Annotated in this window: 20 protein-coding genes, 1 other RNA gene and 3 pseudogenes; 8 read left to right on the top strand and 16 right to left on the bottom strand. The window is 63.4% G+C overall.

Features of this window, described 5'->3' with window-relative positions; translation table 11 throughout:
• Positions 1 to 2: 2 nt before the first annotated feature.
• Positions 3 to 551, bottom strand: coding sequence for a phage tail protein I (locus tag HG421_RS15920; protein WP_169707207.1), 549 nt, complete (start codon positions 549 to 551; stop codon positions 3 to 5).
• Positions 544 to 1,434: a baseplate assembly protein gene (locus tag HG421_RS15915; protein WP_169707206.1), complete on the bottom strand. Its 891-nt coding sequence runs from the start codon at positions 1,432 to 1,434 to the stop codon at positions 544 to 546. Before HG421_RS15915 ends, HG421_RS15920 begins: the two co-directional genes overlap by 8 nt.
• 190 nt (positions 1,435 to 1,624) lie before the next feature.
• Between HG421_RS15915 and HG421_RS15910 the strand changes: the two genes are divergently transcribed.
• Positions 1,625 to 2,059 carry a hypothetical protein gene (locus HG421_RS15910; RefSeq protein WP_248279396.1) on the top strand — a complete coding sequence of 145 codons (435 nt, stop codon included), beginning with the start codon at positions 1,625 to 1,627 and terminating at the stop codon, positions 2,057 to 2,059.
• Between the two features lie 21 nt (positions 2,060 to 2,080).
• Here HG421_RS15910 and HG421_RS15905 read toward each other — a convergent pair.
• From HG421_RS15905 to HG421_RS15875, 7 genes and pseudogenes are all read right to left on the bottom strand, one after another.
• A pseudogene (locus HG421_RS15905) lies at positions 2,081 to 2,458 on the bottom strand (phage virion morphogenesis protein); the annotation flags it as partial.
• 41 nt (positions 2,459 to 2,499) lie between these two features.
• Positions 2,500 to 3,461, bottom strand: a pseudogene (locus HG421_RS21310) (BCCT family transporter); the annotation flags it as partial.
• A 463-nt stretch (positions 3,462 to 3,924) separates the two neighbouring features.
• Positions 3,925 to 6,318, bottom strand: a complete 2,394-nt coding sequence (locus tag HG421_RS15895) for a response regulator (protein ID WP_169708234.1) — start codon at positions 6,316 to 6,318, stop codon at positions 3,925 to 3,927.
• Positions 6,311 to 6,784, bottom strand: coding sequence for a response regulator (locus HG421_RS15890; RefSeq protein WP_169707203.1), 474 nt, complete (start codon positions 6,782 to 6,784; stop codon positions 6,311 to 6,313). The genes HG421_RS15895 and HG421_RS15890 overlap by 8 nt, the downstream gene beginning before the upstream one ends.
• Complete coding sequence (locus HG421_RS15885) at positions 6,781 to 9,018, bottom strand: ATP-binding protein (protein ID WP_248279395.1); 2,238 nt, start codon at positions 9,016 to 9,018, stop codon at positions 6,781 to 6,783. Before HG421_RS15885 ends, HG421_RS15890 begins: the two co-directional genes overlap by 4 nt.
• A 481-nt stretch (positions 9,019 to 9,499) precedes the next feature.
• On the bottom strand, positions 9,500 to 10,429 hold the full coding sequence (locus HG421_RS15880) for an AraC family transcriptional regulator (protein WP_169707202.1): 930 nt from the start codon (positions 10,427 to 10,429) through the stop codon (positions 9,500 to 9,502).
• A 177-nt stretch (positions 10,430 to 10,606) separates the two neighbouring features.
• Positions 10,607 to 11,350: an alpha/beta hydrolase family protein gene (locus tag HG421_RS15875; RefSeq protein ID WP_211161736.1), complete on the bottom strand. Its 744-nt coding sequence runs from the start codon at positions 11,348 to 11,350 to the stop codon at positions 10,607 to 10,609.
• A gap of 222 nt (positions 11,351 to 11,572) precedes the next feature.
• On the opposite strand from HG421_RS15875, the gene HG421_RS15870 reads away from it, so the two are divergent.
• Both HG421_RS15870 and HG421_RS21305 read left to right on the top strand, forming a co-directional pair.
• Positions 11,573 to 11,752: a DUF1778 domain-containing protein gene (locus tag HG421_RS15870; RefSeq protein ID WP_343204217.1), complete on the top strand. Its 180-nt coding sequence runs from the start codon at positions 11,573 to 11,575 to the stop codon at positions 11,750 to 11,752.
• Positions 11,753 to 11,983 (top strand): hypothetical protein, encoded by a 231-nt coding sequence (locus HG421_RS21305; RefSeq protein WP_248279394.1) that lies wholly within the window; start codon positions 11,753 to 11,755, stop codon positions 11,981 to 11,983.
• A gap of 421 nt (positions 11,984 to 12,404) precedes the next feature.
• Here HG421_RS21305 and rarD read toward each other — a convergent pair whose 3' ends face one another.
• The 5 genes from rarD to HG421_RS15835 form a co-directional block, all read right to left on the bottom strand.
• Complete coding sequence (gene rarD, locus HG421_RS15855) at positions 12,405 to 13,298, bottom strand: EamA family transporter RarD (RefSeq protein ID WP_169707201.1); 894 nt, start codon at positions 13,296 to 13,298, stop codon at positions 12,405 to 12,407.
• Between the two features lie 31 nt (positions 13,299 to 13,329).
• Positions 13,330 to 13,405, bottom strand: a non-coding RNA gene (locus HG421_RS15850) — sX9 sRNA.
• A 93-nt stretch (positions 13,406 to 13,498) separates the two neighbouring features.
• The gene (locus HG421_RS15845; protein ID WP_169707200.1) at positions 13,499 to 13,798 is read right to left on the bottom strand and encodes a putative quinol monooxygenase; all 300 of its coding nucleotides are present in this window, start codon (positions 13,796 to 13,798) and stop codon (positions 13,499 to 13,501) included.
• 27 nt (positions 13,799 to 13,825) lie between these two features.
• Positions 13,826 to 14,440, bottom strand: coding sequence for an isochorismatase family cysteine hydrolase (locus HG421_RS15840; protein ID WP_169707199.1), 615 nt, complete (start codon positions 14,438 to 14,440; stop codon positions 13,826 to 13,828).
• A gap of 109 nt (positions 14,441 to 14,549) precedes the next feature.
• The gene (locus HG421_RS15835; protein WP_169707198.1) at positions 14,550 to 15,302 is read right to left on the bottom strand and encodes an SDR family oxidoreductase; all 753 of its coding nucleotides are present in this window, start codon (positions 15,300 to 15,302) and stop codon (positions 14,550 to 14,552) included.
• Positions 15,303 to 15,456: 154 nt separating this feature from the next.
• Here HG421_RS15835 and HG421_RS15830 point away from each other — a divergent pair, with 154 nt between their 5' ends.
• Together HG421_RS15830 and HG421_RS15825 are read left to right on the top strand one after the other, a co-directional pair.
• The gene (locus HG421_RS15830) at positions 15,457 to 16,332 is read left to right on the top strand and encodes a LysR family transcriptional regulator (protein WP_228330891.1); all 876 of its coding nucleotides are present in this window, start codon (positions 15,457 to 15,459) and stop codon (positions 16,330 to 16,332) included.
• Positions 16,333 to 16,724: 392 nt separating this feature from the next.
• On the top strand, positions 16,725 to 18,524 hold the full coding sequence (locus HG421_RS15825) for a chloride channel protein (protein WP_169707196.1): 1,800 nt from the start codon (positions 16,725 to 16,727) through the stop codon (positions 18,522 to 18,524).
• Positions 18,525 to 18,562: 38 nt separating this feature from the next.
• Here HG421_RS15825 and HG421_RS15820 read toward each other — a convergent pair.
• Positions 18,563 to 18,756, bottom strand: a pseudogene (locus HG421_RS15820) (hypothetical protein).
• Between the two features lie 197 nt (positions 18,757 to 18,953).
• Here HG421_RS15820 and HG421_RS15815 point away from each other — a divergent pair.
• The 3 genes from HG421_RS15815 to HG421_RS15805 all read left to right on the top strand — a co-directional run bounded on the left by HG421_RS15815 (position 18,954) and on the right by HG421_RS15805 (position 20,019).
• Positions 18,954 to 19,139 carry a hypothetical protein gene (locus HG421_RS15815; RefSeq protein WP_169707195.1) on the top strand — a complete coding sequence of 62 codons (186 nt, stop codon included), beginning with the start codon at positions 18,954 to 18,956 and terminating at the stop codon, positions 19,137 to 19,139.
• Positions 19,140 to 19,420: 281 nt separating this feature from the next.
• A complete protein-coding gene (locus HG421_RS15810) occupies positions 19,421 to 19,651 on the top strand; it encodes a DUF1653 domain-containing protein (RefSeq protein ID WP_169707194.1) in 231 nt (76 codons plus the stop codon).
• A 35-nt stretch (positions 19,652 to 19,686) separates the two neighbouring features.
• The gene (locus HG421_RS15805) at positions 19,687 to 20,019 is read left to right on the top strand and encodes a hypothetical protein (RefSeq protein ID WP_169707193.1); all 333 of its coding nucleotides are present in this window, start codon (positions 19,687 to 19,689) and stop codon (positions 20,017 to 20,019) included.
• A 51-nt stretch (positions 20,020 to 20,070) separates the two neighbouring features.
• Here HG421_RS15805 and HG421_RS15800 read toward each other — a convergent pair whose 3' ends face one another.
• The gene (locus HG421_RS15800) at positions 20,071 to 20,808 is read right to left on the bottom strand and encodes a DNA/RNA non-specific endonuclease (protein WP_169707192.1); all 738 of its coding nucleotides are present in this window, start codon (positions 20,806 to 20,808) and stop codon (positions 20,071 to 20,073) included.
• Positions 20,809 to 21,122: the final 314 nt, after the last annotated feature.

Genomic DNA, 21,122 nt, shown 5'->3' with positions numbered 1-21,122 from the left:
GTTTACCCCTGCGCCGTCATCGACAGACGGCGGTAGTTGATGATGCGAATACCGGTGACCAGCGAGACGTTGCCGGTGGCTTGCAGCCCCTGCACGAAGCCGAAATGCGAGCGAACGGGCTTGGTGCGCTCGACCTCGGCGATGACCTCATCGACAAACCGAGCGCTCGCAGCTCGCCCATCGGACCCGTTGAGCGTGAGCGTCAGCTCGAAGGTGTGCGGCTGGCCGCGTGGCTGCTGCTGCCACCACTCGCGGATGGTTACCGCACCCCCGAATGAGGCGACCACCATGCGGACGCTGTTGGCGGTGCCCTTGCGACGCTGGATTGCCATGGCGCTACGCAGGCGCGAGCGCTTGACCGCATCGCTCCAGTCGGCCTTCCAGTCGTCTACCGACAGCGTCCACGCCAGCCACGGCAGATGGCCGGCCGGGCAGGTGTCCGGATTCCACAGGTCCGGATATGGCAGCGGGATCGCTTCCAGGCGCTCGGTGACTGCGGTCAGGGCGCGCTCCATCGGCGTAGCGTTGGGCGGCAGCGGGGAGTTACTCATCGATGCCGGCGTGCACGATGTCGATCGAGGTGCAGTACGCAGCCTGCGTGCGGCTGATCCGGATGTCGGCAGCAGGCGAGTCCAGCTCAACGCGCTGCACGCCAGCGACGAACAACATGGCCTTGATCGCTGATTCGGGCACGTCACGGCCGATGCGGTGAGCTTCGTCCAGATACGCCTGCAGGCTGCGTAGCGCCTCGCGCATGACCACTGCCGAGTCTGGGCCAGCGTAGGTGTAGACGCGCCCACGAATGGCATACGGGACGATCTGGGCGCTCTGGACCGCAACATTGTCGGTCAGCGGGCGCACGTCGTCGTTGGTGAGGATCGCCGCGACTTCATCCAGCAACGCCTGGGGAGCAGTGCCATCGCCGGTGCGCGACTGGACCGTGACCAGGACTTGGCCAGGCGCGGGGCTGGTGGCGCTGGCGTCCATGACATCGGCCGCCGCACTGAGCGCGTGATAGATGTAGGCGCCCTCGGGGCCGGCAACGCTGAAGCCCTCCGGCGCCAGCTGGATCCGGCGGCGGAAGTCCACGTCCGACTCATAGGTCGGTGCAATGCCGTTCTCCGGTCGGCCCGGATCGAGCACCAGGCGCGCGACGCCGAATAAGGCGCCAAGGTGATCGAGGTTGTTGCCGGTGGCGAAGGCCAGCATGGTCTGTTGCGCTTTGTCGTTGGCACGTTGGCGAAGCAGCAGCTCGCGAGCCGCGAATAGCTGCACGAGCTTGTAGACCGGGTCGGCTTCGGTGAGCGCGGAGAACTCCGGCATCAGCTTCTGAAATTGGGCAAGCGCCTCGCTAAAAATTGTCTCGAAGTCCAGCGGCTCAATTAGGTCGGGCGCTTGGAGCCTTGACAGGTCAACCGCGGTGAAAGAGGTCATCAGATGATTGCGTCGAACGGTACGCAATGATCTCGTGCCACCTCAGGAAGTTTGCAGGCAGCGACTTGTCGGGTCTCGTTCTACAAAAAATTGATAGCTACTTTAAATCGTAAGCGGCAACAGATCTTCGCATATTTGATGTGGCTGAAATGCGCGACCTGAGACAGTTTATGTTCTCATGGGAGCACTTATGAAACACAAAAATATGCTTGGGGCTAGCGTCTTGGCAGTAGGCCTGCTCATTTCTTCGGCCGCATTTGCAGACGTTGCCGCCATTAGTTTTTATGGAAATAACGCTTCTCGTCCTGCTGAATTTGTTCAGGGTTGCAATATATCTGAAGATACAGTCAGCAGCATGAACTACCAGGTCGTGACAGTTTCGGGTGATATATGGGATAACGGTGCTGCTTGTGGGAGGCGCTACCGCATGCGCTGTGTTTCTACGCCAGGTAAGCAGTCTTGTACTGCCAATATAATTGACGTAATTGTTGTTGGCCGTTGCCCCAATGGTAGGTGCACGGTTGGCGGAAAGGATGTAAGTATGAAAATTGCATTCATCAGATATTCGTTGCTGGTCCGAGCGAGAACAGCGCCCTGGGCATTTATTGAATTTAATATAATATAAATATAAAGAACTAGAAGTACATTATTGTAGGTGATTCAAGAGCTGGTTTCGGATGAGGTACCGGTCTGGCTCGGTGAGCCCCAACAGCACGCGCCGTTCGTAATGTGCCCTTGGACCTCTAGGCCGCACTCTTTCGCTTAAGCCGTCTTGGTGCACACGTGCGATACGGGACACACGCCCCATGAATCCCACGCTCACCTCGTTGGGACTGGCGCTCACCTTGAGGAACTTGGTTTGCCGCAGCTTGGCGAACATCTTCTTGCGTTTCACTCTGCCGGCCTTATCCCGCACCGGCATTTTGCGCGGTGCGTAGGATGTCCCGTCGGGTGCCTGTTGTCGACCGATGCGCTGGCTCTGCGATCGCCGCAGCGCGGTGCCGATCTTGCGATGAACATGCCGACAAAAGGCGACCAGGCGATCCACCAGCCCCAGTAAAACAGCGTCCATCCGCCGAGCCATCCGGTGGGCTCGTAGGCGTACAAGTTGAACGTCATGGAGAAGAGGTTGGACACGTACATGCCGGTGTTCTGGACAAATGCCTGCATCAGGTGAACCGTCGGCCCCCAGATCAGAACGAATGCAAGCAATGCCGCTGCCAGGATCATGTTGATTTCCGACAACCGCCTTACCCCGCTGTCCAATCCCGCAACCACCGAGCCGGTTGCTACCAGGGTAATGAGCGTGATCAGGCAGACCTGGACAAGCGTGCTGACCTCCAGGCCGAAAAGGTAGTTCAGGCCGGCATTGATCTGCATGACCCCCAGGCCGAGCGAGGTGGCCAGGCCGAAGATGGTCCCCAGCGCGGCGAACGTATCCACTGCGTGTCCGAGCGGGCCGTGGATGCGATCTCCGATCAGCGGATAGAGCGCAGATCGCACGCGCAGCGGCAGGTTGTGCCGATACGCGAAGTAGGCCAGGGAAAGTGCGACGACAGCATAGATCGCCCAGGCATGGATGCCCCAATGGAAGAACGTGATACGCATCGCCTGACGCGCCGCGGCCGCCGATTCCGGCGCGCCGATCGGCGGAGTGGCGTAATGCATGATGGGTTCGGCGACGCCGAAGAACATCAGCCCGATGCCCATGCCTGCAGCGAACAGCATCGCAAACCATGACCATAGTTGTAATCCGCTGTACTGTGGTCCGGCCCCAGCTTGATGCGGCCATAGCTGCTTACCGCAACTGCGACCACGAACACCAGGAATCCGGCGACCGCCAGGATGGTGAACCAGCCGGCATCGTTGGCGGCCCAGGTCTTGGCCGCAGTGAACCAGCGGGTAGCGACTGTCGGCGCAAAGGCCGCCAGTGCCAGCAGGGCGATCACGATCGTCGCGGTCGGGATGAACACCTGCGGCAGGATGCGCTGGCGAATGGCGGGACGTTGCGGAGCCGAGCCCTGCATGGATGCCTCCGTGGAATGGCGGGTTGGGGGTCGCCGGTACGGCCGGACGACCAAACGTGGAGGCCATTATTCTGGTTCGGCCACGAATGCCTGTGTGATGAGGCACGATCGTCGCTAGCAATGCAGTGGCTACCGGCGAACCATCCGCTTCATGCTTCCTAGATGCAGGTGCGCTTGGCTGTTCTCTTATTCTGACCACGCTCCTGGCCAGTTCGCTGCGGCGTTCAATGTGGCAACAACATGCTGCACGCTGTGTCCGGGCGCCCTTGGCCTGATGTGTGCAAGGCCGGCAGGCCAATGTCCGGACGACCAGATGCTGTCGACCGCCATCGAGGTCAGCCATCAAAGAATCACCGCCGCGATGGCAGCTGCATGCCTGACTGGCGCCACAGCATCGCTTGTCGACAGCGACGCTTGGCTCTTGCCTGTTCAATGCAACGGCTGAGACACGCTCGCCACTATGCTAGGCCCCTGCGCCGTCGATGCTCAATCGCACCGCGCGTTCCAGGTCGCTGCGTGTAAACGGCTTGACCAGAATGCCGGCATCGCTCCGGGATACATCCCTGGCACTGAAATCTCGGGGATAGCCCGAGGCGAAAAGGATGCGCAGCCCAGGCAGATGGGCCTTCGCCCTGCGCGCAAGCTCCCAGCCATTCATGCCCGGCATGACGATGTCAGAGAGCAGCAGGTCAACCTTGACGTCACGCCGTTCGAGCAGACGCATCGCCGAGTCGCCATCGTGCGCTTCCAGCACCTTGTAACCCAGCTGGCGTAGCGCCCCGACGGTGTAGGCGCGCACATCGTCGTTGTCCTCGGCCACCAACACCGTTTCCTCGTTGACACGGTAGCGGGTGGGCTGGCTGTTTCCATCGACCTGCACGCGCGGCAACGGCAGCGGCGAGCGGGGAAAAAGCAGCGTGATCAAGGTCCCGTCACTGGGCGCCGACTCGATCAGCACATGGCCGCCGGACTGTTTCACGAAGCCATAGACCATGGACAGCCCCAGCCCGGTGCCTCGTCCGACCTCCTTGGTGGTAAAAAACGGCTCGAAGACACGCGACTTCACGTCCTCGGGCATGCCATGGCCGGTGTCGCGGATTCGCAGCATGACATAGCGGCCCGGCGGTACATCCGTCAGCGGCGTGATGTAGTCGTGTTCCAGGTGTCCGTTTCCCACCTCGATCGTCAGCTGTCCGCCATCGGGCATGGCATCACGCGCGTTGACGGCCAGGTTCAGCACCGACGCCTCCACCTGGCTCGGGTCGAGCTCTACGCACCATACGTCCGGTGCGGTGACGATTTCCAGCTGCACCAATTCGCCCAGCGTCCGCTGGAGCATGTCCTGCATCCCCAGCAGCTGCTCGTTGAGGTCTATCGCCTGGCTGTTGAGTGGTTGCTTGCGGGCGAAGGCCAGCAGGCGCTGGGTCAGCGAGGAGGCGCGCATGACGCCTTTCAGCGCGTTGTCCATCGCACGTGAGGGCGTGGCGGAATCGTCCATGCGGTCGATATACATCTTGGCATGCTCGACGTTGCCGGCGATCACGGTCAGGATGTTGTTGAAGTCGTGCGCGATCCCGCCGGTCAGCTGGCCCACTGCCTCGATCTTCTGACTCTGCCTGAGCGCCTCCTCGGCCTGCCGGCGTGCGGTGGTTTCCACCGCTTCGGACACCACTGCGGTGACCGTTCCCTGGTGATCGAGCAGGGGACGGAACGAGAAGTCGAATGAGCGCCGGCCAGTGGGCAGATTGAGGTTGAACTCGTGTCGCGATGCGTGGCCTGCCGCTGCAGCGACGATCGCCTCGACGACGCTGTCGCGCACGTCGGGGGTTTCCGAAAACCAGGGCGCGTCACAGTACGGCAGGCCGAAGACCTGCGCCTTGTCAGCGAGGATCGCCGACAGCGAAGCACGATTGGAATCGATGATGTGGCCGGTAGGCGTGAGCAGGTTTTGATGCTGGAAGCTGGACTCGAACAAGGTTTGCAGGCGACTTTCGCTGCTGCGCAGGGCCGCTGTACGCTCTTCCACCTGATGTTCGAGGGACTCGTTGACTTCGCGCAGCGACAGCTCGGCCTGCTTGAGATCGCTGATGTCGCGCACCATCGAGTAATAGCCCTTGACCCGTCCGTCCTGCGAGCTTTCGGGCACGCAATCGACCAGGGCATAGCGGAAGCCGCCCTCCTTGCGCGGCACGCGCGCCTCGAACTGGACCCGCTCGCCGGCCGCGGCCTGGCGCAGGAATGGGGCGATTTCCTCGAAGAACGGCGCGCCTACGATGTCGCGCACATGCATGCCGATCAACCGGTCCGCGTCCAGACCATGCCAGTGGGTGTAGGCGCTGTTGACGAATTGATAGTGGTGATCGGCGTCCAGGTGAGCGATCAAAGCTGGCAGCGAATTGGTGATCAGTTGCAGGCGGACGCGGCTTTCCTGCAGCTCGCTTTCGGCCGCGCGCAGCTTTGCGCGCTCGCGGCTCTCGTTGATGCAGCGCTTGATGGCATCGGGTAAACGTTGCAGGCGCTGCTTGACCACGTAATCGCGCGCGCCGCGCGTCAGCGCCTGCACCGCCAGTTCTTCGGTGAGCGTGCCGGAAACGAAGATGAAAGGAATCTCCGGCAACAGCGCATGTGCCAGCTGCAGGGCGGTGTCACCGTCGAAGCCGGGCAGTACGTGGTCTGCCAGAATCACGTCGTGCTGTCGTGTCTCCAGCGCGTCGACGAATGCGTCCCGGGTCCAGACCCGGGTGATGGCCACATGCAACCGTGCGGCGGCAAGCTGGGCGCTGATCAGTTCGGCGTCGAGCGCGTTGTCTTCCAGCATCAGGACGCGAATGGGCGCGTCCATGTTTGCATCAGTCATTCGATGAGCTCTTGCCTGGTGACATGGGACGGTGCGGCGGGGGTTGGTTGGTGATGCCCCAGAACATGCCCAGCCCCTGGATGGCTTCGAAGAACTCCTTGAAATCCACCGGCTTGACCACGAAGGCATTGACGCCCAGCTGGTAGCTCTTGATCAGGTCCGGCTCTTCGCGCGACGAGGTCAGCATCACGATCGGCGTGCTGCTGAGCGCCGGGTCGCCGCGGACCTCGGCCAGCACTTCCAGCCCGTTGACCTTCGGCAGCTTGAGATCCAGCAGCACCACCACCGGGCCACCATGCTGCGCCCCGGCATAGGCGCCCTCGCAGCGCAGGTAGTCCAGTGCCTCGGCACCGTCGCGCACATGGGTCACATCGTTGAGAAGCTGGCAACGTGCCAGCGCTGCCATGGTCAGCTCCGCATCCTTGGGATTGTCCTCTACAAGCAGGATAGGGCGAAGATCTCTCACGCGCTGTCTCCAGTCGAATGCGGAATGGTGAAGTAAAACGTTGCGCCCTTGCCCAGCTCGCCCTCGGCCCAGGTCCGTCCGCCATGGCGATTGACGATGCGCTGCACGTTGGCCAGCCCGATACCGGTGCCTTCATATTCGTCGGAGTGGTGCAGGCGCTGAAACACGCCGAACAGCTTGTTGACATAGCGCATGTCGAAGCCGCATCCGTTGTCGCCGACGGAGAAGATGTCTTCGTGCTCGGTGCGGGTGTGCGCCACCTCGATCCGGGCCGCGGCGCTGTCGCGGGTGAACTTGATCGCGTTGGCCAGCAGGTTCTGCCACACCAGCCGCAGCATGGTCGGGTCGGCATCCACCGTGGGAAGATCGGCCACCTGCCAGTCGATCGACCGGCCGCCGGCTTCCATGGCCAGTGTGTGGCGCACATCCTCGACCAGCACGCCCATGTCGATGGGCAGGCGCCCCAGCGTTGAACGGCCCATCTGCGAAAAGCTCAACAGGTCATCCACCAGCACGCCCGCCGACTTGGCCGATTCGGCGATCGTTGCCAGAAAGCGGCGCTCGGTGTCGTTCAAGCGCTCGGACGCCGAGGCACCGAGCAGCTCCGAATAGCCGACGATGTGCCGAAACGGCGCACGCAGGTCGTGGCTGACCGAATAGGAAAACGCCTCCAGCTCCTTGTTGCTGCGCACCAGCTGCTCGTTGAGCTCGGCCATCTCCTCGGCCTTGCGCAACACGATGTCCACGATGGCCACGCGCAATTCCATGGCCGCATCCCGGTCTACCTCGTCCCAGGGCAAGGCCTGCTTGCGCACGATCTCCTTCCAGGACTCGAACGACATGCGCGGCGACAGGACCTGGCCGGTGGCCTTGCTGCGTGGATCACCGCCCCAGCGCACGGTGCGCACCACCTCCGGGCGAAACCACAGCACGAAGCTGTCGTGCAACTGGGAGATCGACAGCGACAGGACGCCGCTGGCCACATCGGCGAAGGCATCGGCCTCCGGCCACAGCGCCGGCAGCCGGTCGGTATGGAACAGATCCTCGCTGCCCTGGTGGGCCGTCAGCCATTGCACCAGTTTCAGCACCTGGGCCTGTGTCGGGCAGTCGCCCAGCAGCACGCAGGCATCGCGATGCACGATGGCGACCCCGCTGGACTGGGTCAGGGCCATCAGGCTTTGTGGATGCCGTCCCAGCGCAGCCATGAAGTTCTCGTCGCCCGCCATCCGTCCCAGCAGCTGCACCTGGATTGCACGCCGCCTGACCCGCTCCTCCACCTTGAGCGCGCGTTCGCGCTGGGAGACCTGCAGCGAGAAGATCTGCCCGATGAACTCGCAGGCTGTGCGTACCGGGTAGGGCACACGTTTGGCGTCGTGGTTATGGCAGGAAATCAGGCCCCACAGGCGACCGTCGCAAACCACCGAGATCGACAACGACGCACCGGTCCCCATGTTGCGCATGTACTGCAGATGCACCGGAGACACGCTCCGGAGCACCGTCAGGCTCAGGTCGGTCGGTGCAGTGGCCGCCTGCTCAGGGGTTGCGACCAGCGGGACGGGAACATAGCAATTGCTGGCAATCAGCCGTATCCGATGGCGCCGATAGAGCTCGCGGGCCTGTGCCGGAATGTCTGACTCGGGAAAGCGCAGATCCAGATAGGAGGGCAGGACCTCGTTACGATCCTCGGCCAGTACGGCACCATTCCAGTCACCATCGAACTTGTAGATCAATGTCCGGTCGAAGCCGGTCAGTTCACGGATGTGGGTTGCTGCAACCTGGCACAGGTCGCTGGTGGTGGTGGTGGCCTCGATCACTTCGATGAAGCGACGGATTGCTGGATAGAAGTCGTTGGGGGAATCCGACTCGCCTGCAATGGGCGCTTCGAATTCAACCAGCAGGTCGCGTTCGGAGCGATGCGCCAGCACGGTATGGGTGCCATGCTCGCCGAGCGGCAAAAACCCCACCAGCGTGGAGGCCCCAGGCCTGAGCGCGGCCAGCATCGAAGAGAACGGCGCCAGCACCGCACCCAGGACGGTTGAAGCAGCACAGCCCAATGGATCGCCATAGGTGTCCAGCATGCGGGAGTCGGACACCGCGCGCTGGGTGACCGATAGGCTTGCTGGATCGATGACGAGCAGCAATCCATGCGGCTGAATCGCACCGGGCGTATGGATGGGCTCCTTGGCACAGCTGGACAGGTCCAGGGTGGGCTCAAGCGCTATTTCAGATGGCACGACCGACTCCTACCGCGTGGTGTGAACCCCCCGGTCTGTTCTGCAGGCAGGGGGCGCAGCGCCTGCTGCAAGGTGCCGCAGGATCGTTGCGGCCTAACCCTGTTATGTTGCCCGAACGATACGAACCTGCCTACCAGCAGCCGGTGAGCACGCATGAGAACGCGTGCCTGTCATCCGCTTGGAGCCGCATGGCAGTGCGCTTTGCAGGATGGAACAAACCTGAATTGATCAGTTTGGGCGATAGCAAGGGCGTTCGACGTGGTGGACGTGTGCTAGAAAAATACGGGCATCGCCCTACAGGGCGGATACGATCGCGGGAGATCCATGAGCCGGGTGGCCTACCGTTGGTCCATGGATCGACGGCCAGGCAAGGTTTCACCTGCTCGTTTCTCTGCTTACTTCACATGGAAGCTCTCCGAGCGGGAGCACCACGGGGGCGAGGACTACGTGGACGCCGGACAGATCCTGCCGTCTCGTCGCTCTACCCCGGGAAATTAAAGCCTGGCAGGATTGACGCCTTTCGTTGTGCATACTGCGTCGGCGACATCCCGGTATGGCGGGAGAAAGCGACACTGAACGCGGTTGCAGAGCCATAGCCCAGGCGCTCGGCCAACTGCGCGATGCCGATATCCGTTTCCTGCAATAGTTTCTTGGCCAGAGCGATACGCCAGGCCAGCAAGTAGTGCATCGGCGCAACGCCCAATGCGCGCTTGAACCGCTCGAAGAACACCGATCGTGAAAGGGCGGCGACGTCGGCCAGCAGGGCAACGGTCCACGCCTTCCCTGGGTGTTGATGCATGCTGCGCAGTGCCACGGCCAGCCGGTCGTCGGCCAAGCCGCGCAGGAGGCCCGGAGGTGCATCGGTTCCGGTGTCAGCGCGGAAGGCTTCGAGCAGGATCACTTCAAGAAGGTGTTTCAGTATCAATTCGCGCGCGGGCCGATCAGCGCGCGATTCATCGCGCAGCAGTTGCACCAGTGTCAACAATCGCTGCTCGCCACGCACATGGATCAGTTGCGGAAGCAGGGAAGTCAGCAGCGCTGCATCTGGCGATCCAAAGACGCAGTAGCCAAGCAGGGCCTCCCAATCGGGCATTCCGTGCTGTTGGCCTAATCGCACCCTGCCATCGCGAATGACGATGGTGGCCGGATCGATGTCGTCAGCGGCTACCGGTTCCAGGCTGGACATCGCAAACCGCCGCGCAGACGGTATCAGCACGAAATCGCCAGCCTGGAGCTCGAGCAGGGCACGGCCCTCGACCTCCAGCCTGCAACCGCCTTCCAACACAACGCAATAGAAGGGGCGTCCGGCCTCTGACCGACGTACCCGCCAGGCTCCGGCAGCACTCACTTGCTTGGTGAAAGGCGCGCTGGGCTGGAGGAGGCCCACCACCTCGGCAATCGGGTCGCTCATCTCTGAATGTTCCGCTCCGGGAATTGCACTGGGTGTGAGGCCGATCCAGTGCGGTTGGCGCTGGCGTCGATGGTCGCAGCCCAGCGAACAGGCAGCCGCTACGAGCGCAGGATGCGGCAGCAGAAAATGCCGCAGGCGCGTCGTGCCGAGGATCGACGGCCGATGATAGCAATCGATCTATCCATGGATGGGGCTTGGACCGGATCGCTTCGTTTGGATGGTGCCCAGCGTTGGTGCATCCGAACCAAGCGCATCGGCGGCAGCGCGCCATGTATCGTCGCCCGCGTACAGCGCCGAGCGCAGCCAGGCCGCTGTCATACGCTGTGTAGTTGCGAGCCGATCCGGATCCTCGTCGTCCGCTTCCTTCGCATCGAAGCCGGAGATCCCGCCCAGTCCATGGCGCCCGCCGGTCAAGGTAAGCAGGGCCGTGGCCCCTGGACTCAGGTGATACGGATCGGCGTGCCAATCGGCTCCTCGGACAGTCATATGGGGCGAAACGTCATGTTCGCCCGTCACGACCATGGTCTGTGTCCTCATGTAGGTGAAGTCAGGGTGCAACTCCGGGTAGTTGCGTGCCGCCATCTCGCTGAGACCATCGCCATGCCCGGGGCCGGCGAGGATGACGCCTGCCTTCAGGCGAGGCTCGAAGAAATCGAGAGATGTGTTTGCCGGGGAAGTGATGTCGGGGATCCTTGCGCCAAGCAGCATGCTCGCGGTCATGCCACCAAGCGAATGTCCTACGACCGCGATGCGTCCCGTGTCCAGGCGACCTGCCAGATGTGGCACCTGTGCCTGGATGTCCGGCAGCTGGTCCAGCACCAGTGACAAATCAGTAGCGCGCGATCGCAGGAACAACGGTGCGCCCGGAGTGCCTGCGGGCAGCCCGGCAACTTTGGAGTTGGCATGCGTTGGCTGGATCACGACGAAACCCTGCTCTGCGTAGAAGCCCGCAAGCGGCGCGTAGCCGTCCTTGGACGGCAGATAGAGCGAGGGTCCGTGGCCGTGCGATAGCAGGATGATGGGAAGTGCATCGCCACTGACCCTTCAGTCAGACAGGGGGCTGCATTACGAAGCAATACCTGCTTCGCAACTCAACGCAGACATCCATGCCGCCTACTGTCTGATGCCAGCGGTTTGCGTGGCGTGCCGCTTTCGGCCTTTGTGCGTGATGCGGTCATGCGCGAGGCCGAGAGCGTCATGGCTGCCGAGTTGACGGTGACATCGTCGACGGTGGAGCCTGGGCGATTCCTGAAGGCCTTGGACGCACCCTTCCAGCCCAACGCCAAGTTGGGCAAGGGGCTTACCCACCTCGCGCAGGGCTGAGTGCGCGTCGACCTCGAGGGCGATGCCGGTTGGCGTGTTGATGGTGGCCAGGCCCAGCGCTTCATGCAGGCTTGCCGATGGCGTGGTGCGTGGATGCGCAAACAGGATGTCGACCGCAACGTCGGAGCCGGCATCGGTGCTGATGGTGGCAGCGTGGTTCCCTTGGCGGGCAATTCCGGTGATGCGGCCATCGATCACGGGCATGTTGCGGCTTGCCAGATCGGCGCGTAGATCGGGTGCAATGGCGTGACCATCGACAAAGACCGACGTGCCCGACCCTCTCACGTCCGCACGCTTGTTTGCCGCGCTTTTCAAGGGGTCTGACCTGTTGATCGTCGCGCGTTTCGATGCGTCCAAAGCCCAGGACAGCAAGGAGATCCAATCCTGTTGCCGGTCGGCTGTCGGACTGTTCCTCGCTGCCCATCGCGGCAAGCGCAAGGCGTCCAAATAGCGTAGCGCTCCCCAGCCGGGTCTAGGAGAGCAGCGCGCTCCACAGCACCCGCTGGTCCATCCGTAAGGAACGCCTCAGGACGTGGGGGCGTTCAAACGTGCCGCACGCCTGGCGTCTGAGCTGCTCGGCGGTGTCGCCGATCGTGCCTTCGATCTGATCCTGCGCATGTTGCCGACATGCACAGGCGTACTCAGCGTTTGCTCAGGCGTGTGCGTTCAGACCTCGTGCCGAGAGGATGCTGCTCCACACATACATCGCACAGCCGATCCAGATCAGGCTGAACGTGGCGAGCTGGATGGGGCGGATGGGTTCTCGGTAGACAAAGATTGCCTCCAGCAGAAGCAACGTGGGGGCGATGAACTGAAGCAGCCCCAGCGTCGTGTAGCGCAGCCGCTTTGCGCTCGCCGCGAAGAGGAGTAACGGCAAGGCGGTAATTGGTCCTGCGAGAATCAACAGCGCATCGATGAGGCCACTGCGTCCGAATTCACCGTCGCCGGTGATGCCGGTGGAAAAAAGAAAGCCAATCGCGAGCGGGGCGAGAAGTCCCGTCTCCACCATCAGCCCGCCAAGCGCATCGATCGCGGTCATCTTGCGTATCAGCCCATAGAAGCCGAAGCTCAATGCCAATGTCAGCGAAATCCACAGTTGGCCACCTCCGCTAATGGCAAGGATCGCAACGCCTGCACTCGCAACGCCGATCGCCACCGACTGCGGGAGGCTCAGCCGTTCCTTCAACAGCAAGGTGCCGAGCGCGACATTGACGAGCGGAATCATGAAGTAGCCAAGGCTCACCTCGACCAGGTGACCGTTAGCAGCCGACCATATAAACACGAACCAGTTGAACGCGATCAGCGCTGCGCTCAACGTCAGCAGGCCGAGAATTCGGCCACGCGCCGCGGCGATGAGTGGCCGTAGCCGACCCCACGCCGCAAGAAGCGCACCGAACACCAGCAACGACCAGACAACACGATGCGAGAGAACTTGCAGCGCATCCACGCCCTTGAGCAGGGCGAGGTATAGCGGCAGTACGCCCCACAGGACATTGGCCGCAATAGCGTAGAGCAACCCCGTACGGTCATCCGGAGTCTCGTTCATGGGAACCTCGAGGGGATCAACGACTTGGAGCGGCTAACAGAACGTAGCGAGCAGTCGTCAGGTGGGTGTAGGCGGCGCGCAGGAACCGGAGTGTACGCGTGGTACATGCCGATTCCGAGCACCGACCGCGCCCGCCTGACGGCTGCGCAGTAGTTTTGTTAGCCGCTCTTACTGGAATGGCGGGCCGCATCGCGCTGAGGTCAGACAGGATGTCTGATGACATCGAAGGCCTCGATGGTTGGCTCGGCCGCAATGAAGGGGGCTGTCAGCGGGCGATGGTGCGTCATGTGCGAGGCGTTGCGGTGGGATGCAAGTGCGGCCTGGTCTTCGTAGATCTCAAGCAGCAGGTAACTGTCAGGTCGCGTGCGCGACCTGAGCAGTTCGTACAGATGGTTTCCCGGCTCGTTGGCACGGACGGCTGCGGCCTGCGCGCCGAAAGCGCGCTCGAATGCCTCGCCGCTATCCGGTTTGATCGCCAGTGTCACGATCATGCCGATCATCGGGTCTTCTCCGGTGCAGGATGCAGGTCAAGCCTGCTTGACGAAATCCTGAGTGGTGATGGCATTGGCGTAGAACGGCGCAATCTCGTTCAAGAACGCTGTCTGCTGGTCGCGAGTGAACGCGGCCGACGCGTCATAGATCACGTTGGTGTTGTAGCCCAGGTCGTGGGCGTTGCGCATCGATGACTCGACGCACTGCCTGAGCGCAAAGCCCGCAAGATAGATATCGAAGATGCGGTTGTTGCGCAGGTAGCTGTCGAGCGTGGTCGAGACGAAGACGCTGCTGCCGCCGGCACGTTCGCGGATGACGTATTCGCCGTCCTGAGGCTCGAAGCCGGGGAAGAAATCGGCCTGCTCACCGAGGAACGAGCCGTAATCGCGCATCATCTTGCGCAGACCGTATTTCCCTTCGCCAAGCACCTTGAAGCTTGGCTCGAACTTGAGCGAGGCATGGATGACGTCCATGCCACGGCGGCGGGCTTCGGCCAGCATCGTCTTCGAGTTGGCGATGGCAAGATCGACCTGCTCGCGGTCCTGGAATTGGCCGTGGATTCCACCCGTGGGTGCCAGCCAGTCGTTGACATATTCGATCAGGATCAGGGCGCTCTTCGGTGTTGAAGCATGCGAGGACGTGGTAGTCATTTCGGGTTCTCTTGGAGATGCCGGGAGGTGTCGGGTTGGACACCTCCGGTGAGTGATCGGTTGAGGTGGATGGAGCGCTGCCGGCGCAATGGTCGACGGCGCGATGAGGTCATCGGTTCAGCAGGCGGCCGCCATCGACCACGATTTCCGAGCCCACCGTCCAGCGGGACTCGTCCGAGGCCAGGTACAGCACGGCCTTGGCGATTTCTTCCGCGGTGCCGAAGCGACCCATCGGAATGCCGGCGATGATCTGCTCGTTGACCTGTGCGCGATAGGCATCGGGAATGCCGGCCTTGTCGTACAACGGGGTTTCCACCGGGCCAGGGCTGACCGCGTTGATGCGGATGCCGCGGTCAAGCAGCTCGCTCGACAAGGTCTTGCTCATGTTCAACAAGGCGGCCTTGGTGGCGCTGTACACCGAGGAGCTGGCCGCACCGATGTGGGCGCTGATGGACGTATTGAGCACCACCGACGCCGGGTTGGCCAGCACTGGCAGCAGCGACTGCAGCAGGAAGTACGGTCCCTTGACGTTGGTGGCGAAGGATGCGTCGAAGGCCTGCTCGGTCCAGTTCTCGATCGGAATCCAGACCGAGACGCCGGCATTGAGGAAGGCCACGTCCAGCTGGCCGTAGTGGTCGGCGACCGCGCGGGCCAGTTCCTGCTGGGCGGCGACGCTGGCCGAATCGGCGCGCAGCACGGGGACTTCGGAACCGAGGATGTCCTTGGCCTTGGCGATGGAGTCGGGGTTCACGCCGGTGACGATGACGCGTGCGCCTTCGGCGAGGAACTGCTTGGCCGTTTCCAGCCCGATGCCACTGGTGCCGCCGGTGATGAGGGTGCGTTTGCCTGCGAGACGGTTCATGCGTGCTCCTGTTTGAGGGGCTGGCCTTCCACGTTGGTGGGCCAGCTGGTGGAGCCATCATCGCGTCATGTATTGCTTGCCAGAAGCGGTCGCAGCTGCATAACCTTCATGCACCAGCCGCATGAATCGAGAGCGCATGGATCGGTTTCTGTTGATGACTTGCTTTGCCCGCGCCGTGGAGACAGGCAGCTTTTCTGCCGCCGGCCGCGACCTGGGCCTGGGGCAGCCCAATGTCAGCCGCCACGTGGCGACGCTGGAAGAGCATCTGCAGACCCGGCTGCTCAATCGCTCCACCCGCAAGCTGGTGCTGACGCCGGAGGGTGAGCGCTATTACGCCGAGGTGCGCCGCATCCTGGATGCGGTGGCCGAATCGGAGATGGCGCTGCGTGATGATGTGCAGCCGTCCGGACTGTTGCGGGTCGCGTGCCCCACGGCGCTGTCGCACACCTACGTGTTGCCACTGGTGCCGACCTTTCTGCAGCGGTATCCGTCACTGGAACTGGATCTGCAGATCAGTGACCGCTACGTCAATCTGCTCGACGAAGGTGCGGAGCTTGCGATCCGTATCGGTCACCTGGATAACAGTGCCTTACGCGCACGGCGCATCGGTGCGTTCAAACGGGTGATGGTGGCCAGCCGTGCCTACCTGGACAAGCGCGGGGTGCCGAGCGTGCCAGAGGATCTACGCCATCACGATTGCGTGTTGTATACCTTGCTCGCCACCGGGGCGAGTTGGCGTTTCAAGGACACCGATGTGCCGGTGTCTGGTCGGTTCAGGGTGAACTCGCCCGAGGCCACACGCGCGGCGGTGACCGCCGGACTCGGTATCGGTCAGGGGCCTACCTGGCTGTACCAGGACGGCCTGGCCTCGGGCGACCTGCTGACCGTGCTGGACGACTTCGCTCCACCGCCGGCGCCGATGCAGATCGTGTACGCGGCCAATCGGCTGGTGCCCAGGCGCGCGATCGCGTTCATGGATTTTATCGCCGAAGAATTCGCCAAGATTCCGCAACTCAATGTGGCGATGTGAGGTGTGCGCGATAAGCGGCTGGGGAGGTGGTGCAGCACGCGCACGGCGGATGGGAATGCGCCGCTTGAACAACGGTAGACCCCAGCCGGAATAGATCCGCTTACAGCCGAGCAGCAGGGCGCCTTCGATCACCAACAGTGCCAGCAGCCGGTTGAACATCCGCGCTTCGTGTCGTGTGTCGCACCGCTCCGGCCGGCGGGCGACAGCCTGGCGAACCAGCGAGGCCATGACCACTCTGGCAAAGAGCCTTGCCGTAACGGCGGTCACTGGCGCAGCAGGCGGTACACGGATGCATCGCACGCAGCTTGCCTGGGGTCAGCGACGCGGGTGCACACTAACGCCGCAGCTGGCGTCGGCGTGGCCGATGCGCTGATCCGGCGATCACTCCTGTCATGCAGCCACATTCCCACGCCCCCACGCAGACACCGCATCCGCCCAGCGCGCTGGCGCGCCGACCGCTGGACTGGCTGCGCCGGCAGCTCCGCGCCAACGACCTGTGGTTCATCGGCCTGGCGGCGGTGGTGGGGTTGATCGCCGCGGCGTTGATGGTGGCGCAGTCCGGTATCGCGCACGGCATGCAGGCCTGGTTGTATGGGCTTGGTCCGGACGCGCGGCTCAGTACGGCCAGCACGATCACGCCCACGCAGCTGCTGGTCCTGCCGCTGGGCGGCTTGCTGGTGGGCGTGGTGACGATGCTGGCGCGGCGGCGCAAACGGCCGCTGGTGGATGCGGTGGAGGCCAACGCATTGCACGGTGGGCGCATGTCGATGCGCGACAACCTGATCGTTGCGGTGCAGACCTTGCTGTCCAACGGTTTCGGCGCCTCGGTGGGGCTGGAGGCGACGTACACGCAGATGGGGTCCGGTGCAGGCTCGCAGCTGGGCCGGATCTTGCGGGTGCGCCGCGCCGACATGCGCACGCTGGTGGGAGCCGGTGCGGCGGGCGCGATCGCCGCTGCCTTTGGCGCGCCGCTGGCCGGAGCGTTCTATGCGTTCGAGATCGTGATCGGCGCCTACACGCCGTCGGCGCTGGCACCGGTGGCGGCGGCGGCATTGGCCGGCGCGTTCATGGCCAATGCGCTGGGCGCAGCGCCGTACTCGCTACCGGCGGCGGTGGCGTACCAGTTGCAGCCGCGCGACTACGCGATCTATATCGCGCTCGGTCTGGTGTGCGCGTTGATCGGCATCGCAGTGATGCGCCTGGTGGCCGGGATCGAGCGCGGCGTAGGACGGATCAACTTGCCGGTCTGGGGGCGGCCGGTCATCGGCGGCCTGTTGCTGATTCCGCTGGCGCTGTATTCGCCACAGGTGCTGTCCTCGGGCCACGGCGCGCTGCACCTGGATCTGACCAGCAGCAGTAGCCTGCAGGTGCTGGCCACGCTGTTGGTACTCAAGTGCATTGCGTCGGGCATCTCGCTGGGGTTCGGGTTCCGCGGCGGGTTGTTCTTCGCATCCTTGTTCATGGGCTCGTTGGTCGGCAGCCTGTTCGCGGTGAGCCTCAACCTGCTAATGGGCGCTGCGGTAGTGGATGCCACCAGCGCATCGCTGGTGGGCATGGCGGCGCTGGCGGCGGCGATCGTCGGGGCGCCGATGACCATGGCGATGCTGATCCTGGAGGGCACCCACGACTTCGTGCTGGCCAGCGCGGTGATGGCGGCGGTATTGGTGGCCAACACCGTGGTACGCCAGGTGTTTGGGTATTCGTTCTCCACCTGGCGGCTGCATCTGCGCGGCGAAAACATCCGCAGCGCCCGCGATGTGGGCTGGGTGCGCAATCTGTCGGCCGGCAAGATGATGCGCAAGGATGCCAACCACACCGCGCACGACATCAGCGTTGCCGAGTTCCGGCGCCGTTTCCCGCTGGGGTCGACCCAGCGCGTGGTGCTGGAGGATGCCAACGGCCAGTACGCCGGCGTGGTGCCGCTGGCAGTGCTGTATGCCGACAACGTGCAGCTGGACGCGCCGGTCAGCGACTACGCCCGGCATCGCGATGCGGCGCTGCTGGCGCAGACCGACATCGTGGCGATCATGAAGGTGTTCGATGCCACCCAGGCCGATGAGCTGGCGGTGATCGACAGCGAGCGCAAGGTACTGGGCGTGCTGTCCGAAGGATTCGTGCGCAAGCGCTATGCCGAGGAACTGGAAAAGCGCGAGCGCGAGTTGATGGGCGAGCGCGCAATGGGCGATGAGTGAGGGGGGCGATGTGCTGTAGCCAGCGCATGCGCCCGCAGCTAGGGCAGTGCGCTTTGCTGGCTGGTTGCAATGCACTCGGCAGTGGGTATGGCCTGGGCGGTATGCTCGGCCAGCAACGCAGACAGGCGACGGTGACAATCGCGGAAGCCGGCATGTCGCAGGCGTCGAAGGTGTGCGCCTCTGCCTTCCAGGAGGCGAGCAGATCTTCCAGATCGCAGATCAGGCTCGGCATGGTAGTTCCTTGGGAGGCGTCTGCTTATCTACGGAGCCAGGCAAGACGCGGATGCAGGCCGATGCGGCAGCATCCGGCCTCAAGCGGGGTGGGTCCGGATGCTGGGAGAGGCGTCGCATCGGCTGCACGCGCCACACATGCGCATCACATGGCCGGGAGGAAGGTGATGGGGCGGTTTTCTGCCGCAGGAGCTGACCATGAGCAACAGCCAGAACGGCAATCGGGGCGTCGACGATCCAACACCGCCCAATGGCGTCAAGGCGCCGGGCAAGAACGAGGACCTGCTGCAGGATGGGCCTGCGCAGGACAGCGAAATCGATGACGACGACGGCATCGAACACGATGGGGACGAGGACGAAGACACCTCGCCCGGCAGTGGTTGAAACGCGGCGTCGCCAGCTGCGAGGCCGCGTGCGTCACCGATCCAGCGGCGCATGGAGGTAGGCAATGGACCTTGCCCGAAAGCGGGCAAGGCCTGCGCCAACGGCCCCACAGGCGTCGGCAGCTACATTGCCGCGGGCGCGCAGCACGGCAGCACGCTGTTTCCTGTCGTCGCTGCGTGCGGCTTGCTGCGGGCGCACCACGACAGGCGTGCAATGCAGCGCCGGCTCGTCAGCAACTGACAGCCGGCCTACACTCCACCGCCCTTATTGCGTTGAATGCCATGCAAGCATTGCCGCCATTACCGACCATTGCGCTGGGCGAGTATCGCCACTTCAAGGGCGGCCGCTATGACGTACTTGGCGTCGTACGCAGCAGCGAAACGCTGGAGCCGTTGGTGCTGTACCGGCCAATGGACAGCGACGTTGGCCTGTGGGTGAGGCCGTATGCGATGTTCGTCGAACAGGTCGAGGTGGACGGTGTCATGCGCCCACGCTTCGCACCGGTTGGGTGAGCCGACGTGCCGACTCTCGGGTACCAGCCATCGCCATGAGCGGAACCGACGCACCGCTGCGGACGCCGGACGGACGCTACCTCATCGTGCGTGGCAGGCGATGGCGCGCGGCCAATCCGCATCTGAGCGAAGCCATCCGTGTAGCGCTGGTAGGCGCACTGATGGATGCGCGGCATGCGGTCAAGGCCGCCACGCGCGATGACGATGCGCAGAGTCAGGCGGCGGCACGTCGCCAGGTCGACGCCGCCAAGGCCGCCCAGGGCGAACGCGGGCCGGTGTGGTGGACCGACGGTGCCGCCGATCTCGATCGGCATCTGGTCAGGAACACGCCGTATGCCGCGTGGTTTGCGGCGTGCGACACCGCGTGACCCAACCCGACAAACGCCGGGCTGGGTGCATCGAGGTGGATGTAAAGCAACTCAGCCCAGGTCGCAGTTGCTCGGCTGCGGCCAGGTGGTGGCGGGCAACATGGCCTTGACCGCGGCCGGGGCGGTGATGCCGATGGTGCTGGCACCGTACAGGTCTTCGAGTTCGTCGATGCTGACGATGTAGCTGTCCAGCGAGCCCAGATTGGCGCTATTGGGAATCAGCCAGCTGATGGCGCGGGTGCCGCCGCCCGGGTTGGCGGTGATGATGGTCTTCCAGAAGAAATCCGGCGTGCGGATGCCGTGGCTGCTCAGGAAGTAGTCGTTGCTGGTATCGCTGTAGATCACCCCGCCGTAGACCTGCACGCTGGCGATGTCGCGGTAACACTCGGCCACGTTCTCGGCGCGCACCCAGATGCCCTGATTGAAGCTGGCCACCTGCGGCACGATGTTGCTCATGAGGTTGGCGCGACGGATGTAGGTCGCGTTGTAGTCCATGTGGTTGGAGGTCACCAGATGGCCGCGGTCGTAGCCGGTGCGCACGCTGGCATAGGAGGCAGTGGAGGTCTGGCCGGCGCAGCCGCTGGGCAGTTCGGTATCCAGATTGAAGCTGGACGGACGTGCGGCCGAGCCGGTGTCGGCCTGCAGCACGTACTCGTAGCGCAGCGCGGTGCGGTTGGTGCAGTCATACCGCAGCGTGTAACCGCCCTTGTTGAGGGTGACAACCTGGGCATTTGCGGTGGCACTGACAGCGGCAAGCAGCAGAACGACAAACAGGGTCCGTAAGCGCATGGGAGTGAATCTCCTGGGAATCAATCGGACGCACGAAGCCACCGCCGGCTGCTGGAGGGCAGGCCGACGCTCAGCGAACGTGCGCTGGAAGGGGACGGTTGGCTCGCTGTCTAGCGAGCACAACAGCTATCGCATGTGAATGTTGCTTATTGGTGACGTATGCGTGAAGAATGTGCGGCCGCGCCACTTTGGGGCAAAAATGTGACAAAGACCGCCTATTTTCCTGGTCGCGCGAAGAGGGCGATAAGCATCTGGTTATGCCTTGCGCGCGCGGAGGCGCCCGCAGATCAGGCGTCTGCAGCAGTGCGCCACTG

This window comes from Xanthomonas campestris pv. badrii (assembly GCF_012848175.1).
Taxonomy (GTDB): Bacteria; Pseudomonadota; Gammaproteobacteria; order Xanthomonadales; family Xanthomonadaceae; genus Xanthomonas; species Xanthomonas campestris_C.
This window is presented reverse-complemented; position numbering and strand designations above follow the sequence as displayed.

Bases quoted from the DNA above. Each gene is read 5' to 3' on its own strand.
- HG421_RS15810 (WP_169707194.1), top strand. From the start codon at position 19,421: ATGCAAGCATTGCCGCCATTACCGACCATTGCGCTGGGCGAGTATCGC.
- HG421_RS15840 (WP_169707199.1), bottom strand. From the start codon at position 14,440: ATGACTACCACGTCCTCGCATGCTTCAACACCGAAGAGCGCCCTGATC.
- HG421_RS15915 (WP_169707206.1), bottom strand. From the start codon at position 1,434: ATGACCTCTTTCACCGCGGTTGACCTGTCAAGGCTCCAAGCGCCCGAC.
- rarD (WP_169707201.1), bottom strand. From the start codon at position 13,298: ATGAACGAGACTCCGGATGACCGTACGGGGTTGCTCTACGCTATTGCG.
- HG421_RS15910 (WP_248279396.1), top strand. From the start codon at position 1,625: ATGAAACACAAAAATATGCTTGGGGCTAGCGTCTTGGCAGTAGGCCTG.
- HG421_RS15825 (WP_169707196.1), top strand. From the start codon at position 16,725: ATGCAGCCACATTCCCACGCCCCCACGCAGACACCGCATCCGCCCAGC.
- HG421_RS15880 (WP_169707202.1), bottom strand. From the start codon at position 10,429: ATGAGCGACCCGATTGCCGAGGTGGTGGGCCTCCTCCAGCCCAGCGCG.
- HG421_RS15815 (WP_169707195.1), top strand. From the start codon at position 18,954: ATGAGCAACAGCCAGAACGGCAATCGGGGCGTCGACGATCCAACACCG.
- HG421_RS15895 (WP_169708234.1), bottom strand. From the start codon at position 6,318: ATGACTGATGCAAACATGGACGCGCCCATTCGCGTCCTGATGCTGGAA.
- HG421_RS15920 (WP_169707207.1), bottom strand. From the start codon at position 551: ATGAGTAACTCCCCGCTGCCGCCCAACGCTACGCCGATGGAGCGCGCC.
- HG421_RS15805 (WP_169707193.1), top strand. From the start codon at position 19,687: ATGAGCGGAACCGACGCACCGCTGCGGACGCCGGACGGACGCTACCTC.
- HG421_RS15845 (WP_169707200.1), bottom strand. From the start codon at position 13,798: ATGATCGGCATGATCGTGACACTGGCGATCAAACCGGATAGCGGCGAG.
- HG421_RS15835 (WP_169707198.1), bottom strand. From the start codon at position 15,302: ATGAACCGTCTCGCAGGCAAACGCACCCTCATCACCGGCGGCACCAGT.
- HG421_RS15800 (WP_169707192.1), bottom strand. From the start codon at position 20,808: ATGCGCTTACGGACCCTGTTTGTCGTTCTGCTGCTTGCCGCTGTCAGT.
- HG421_RS15830 (WP_228330891.1), top strand. From the start codon at position 15,457: ATGACTTGCTTTGCCCGCGCCGTGGAGACAGGCAGCTTTTCTGCCGCC.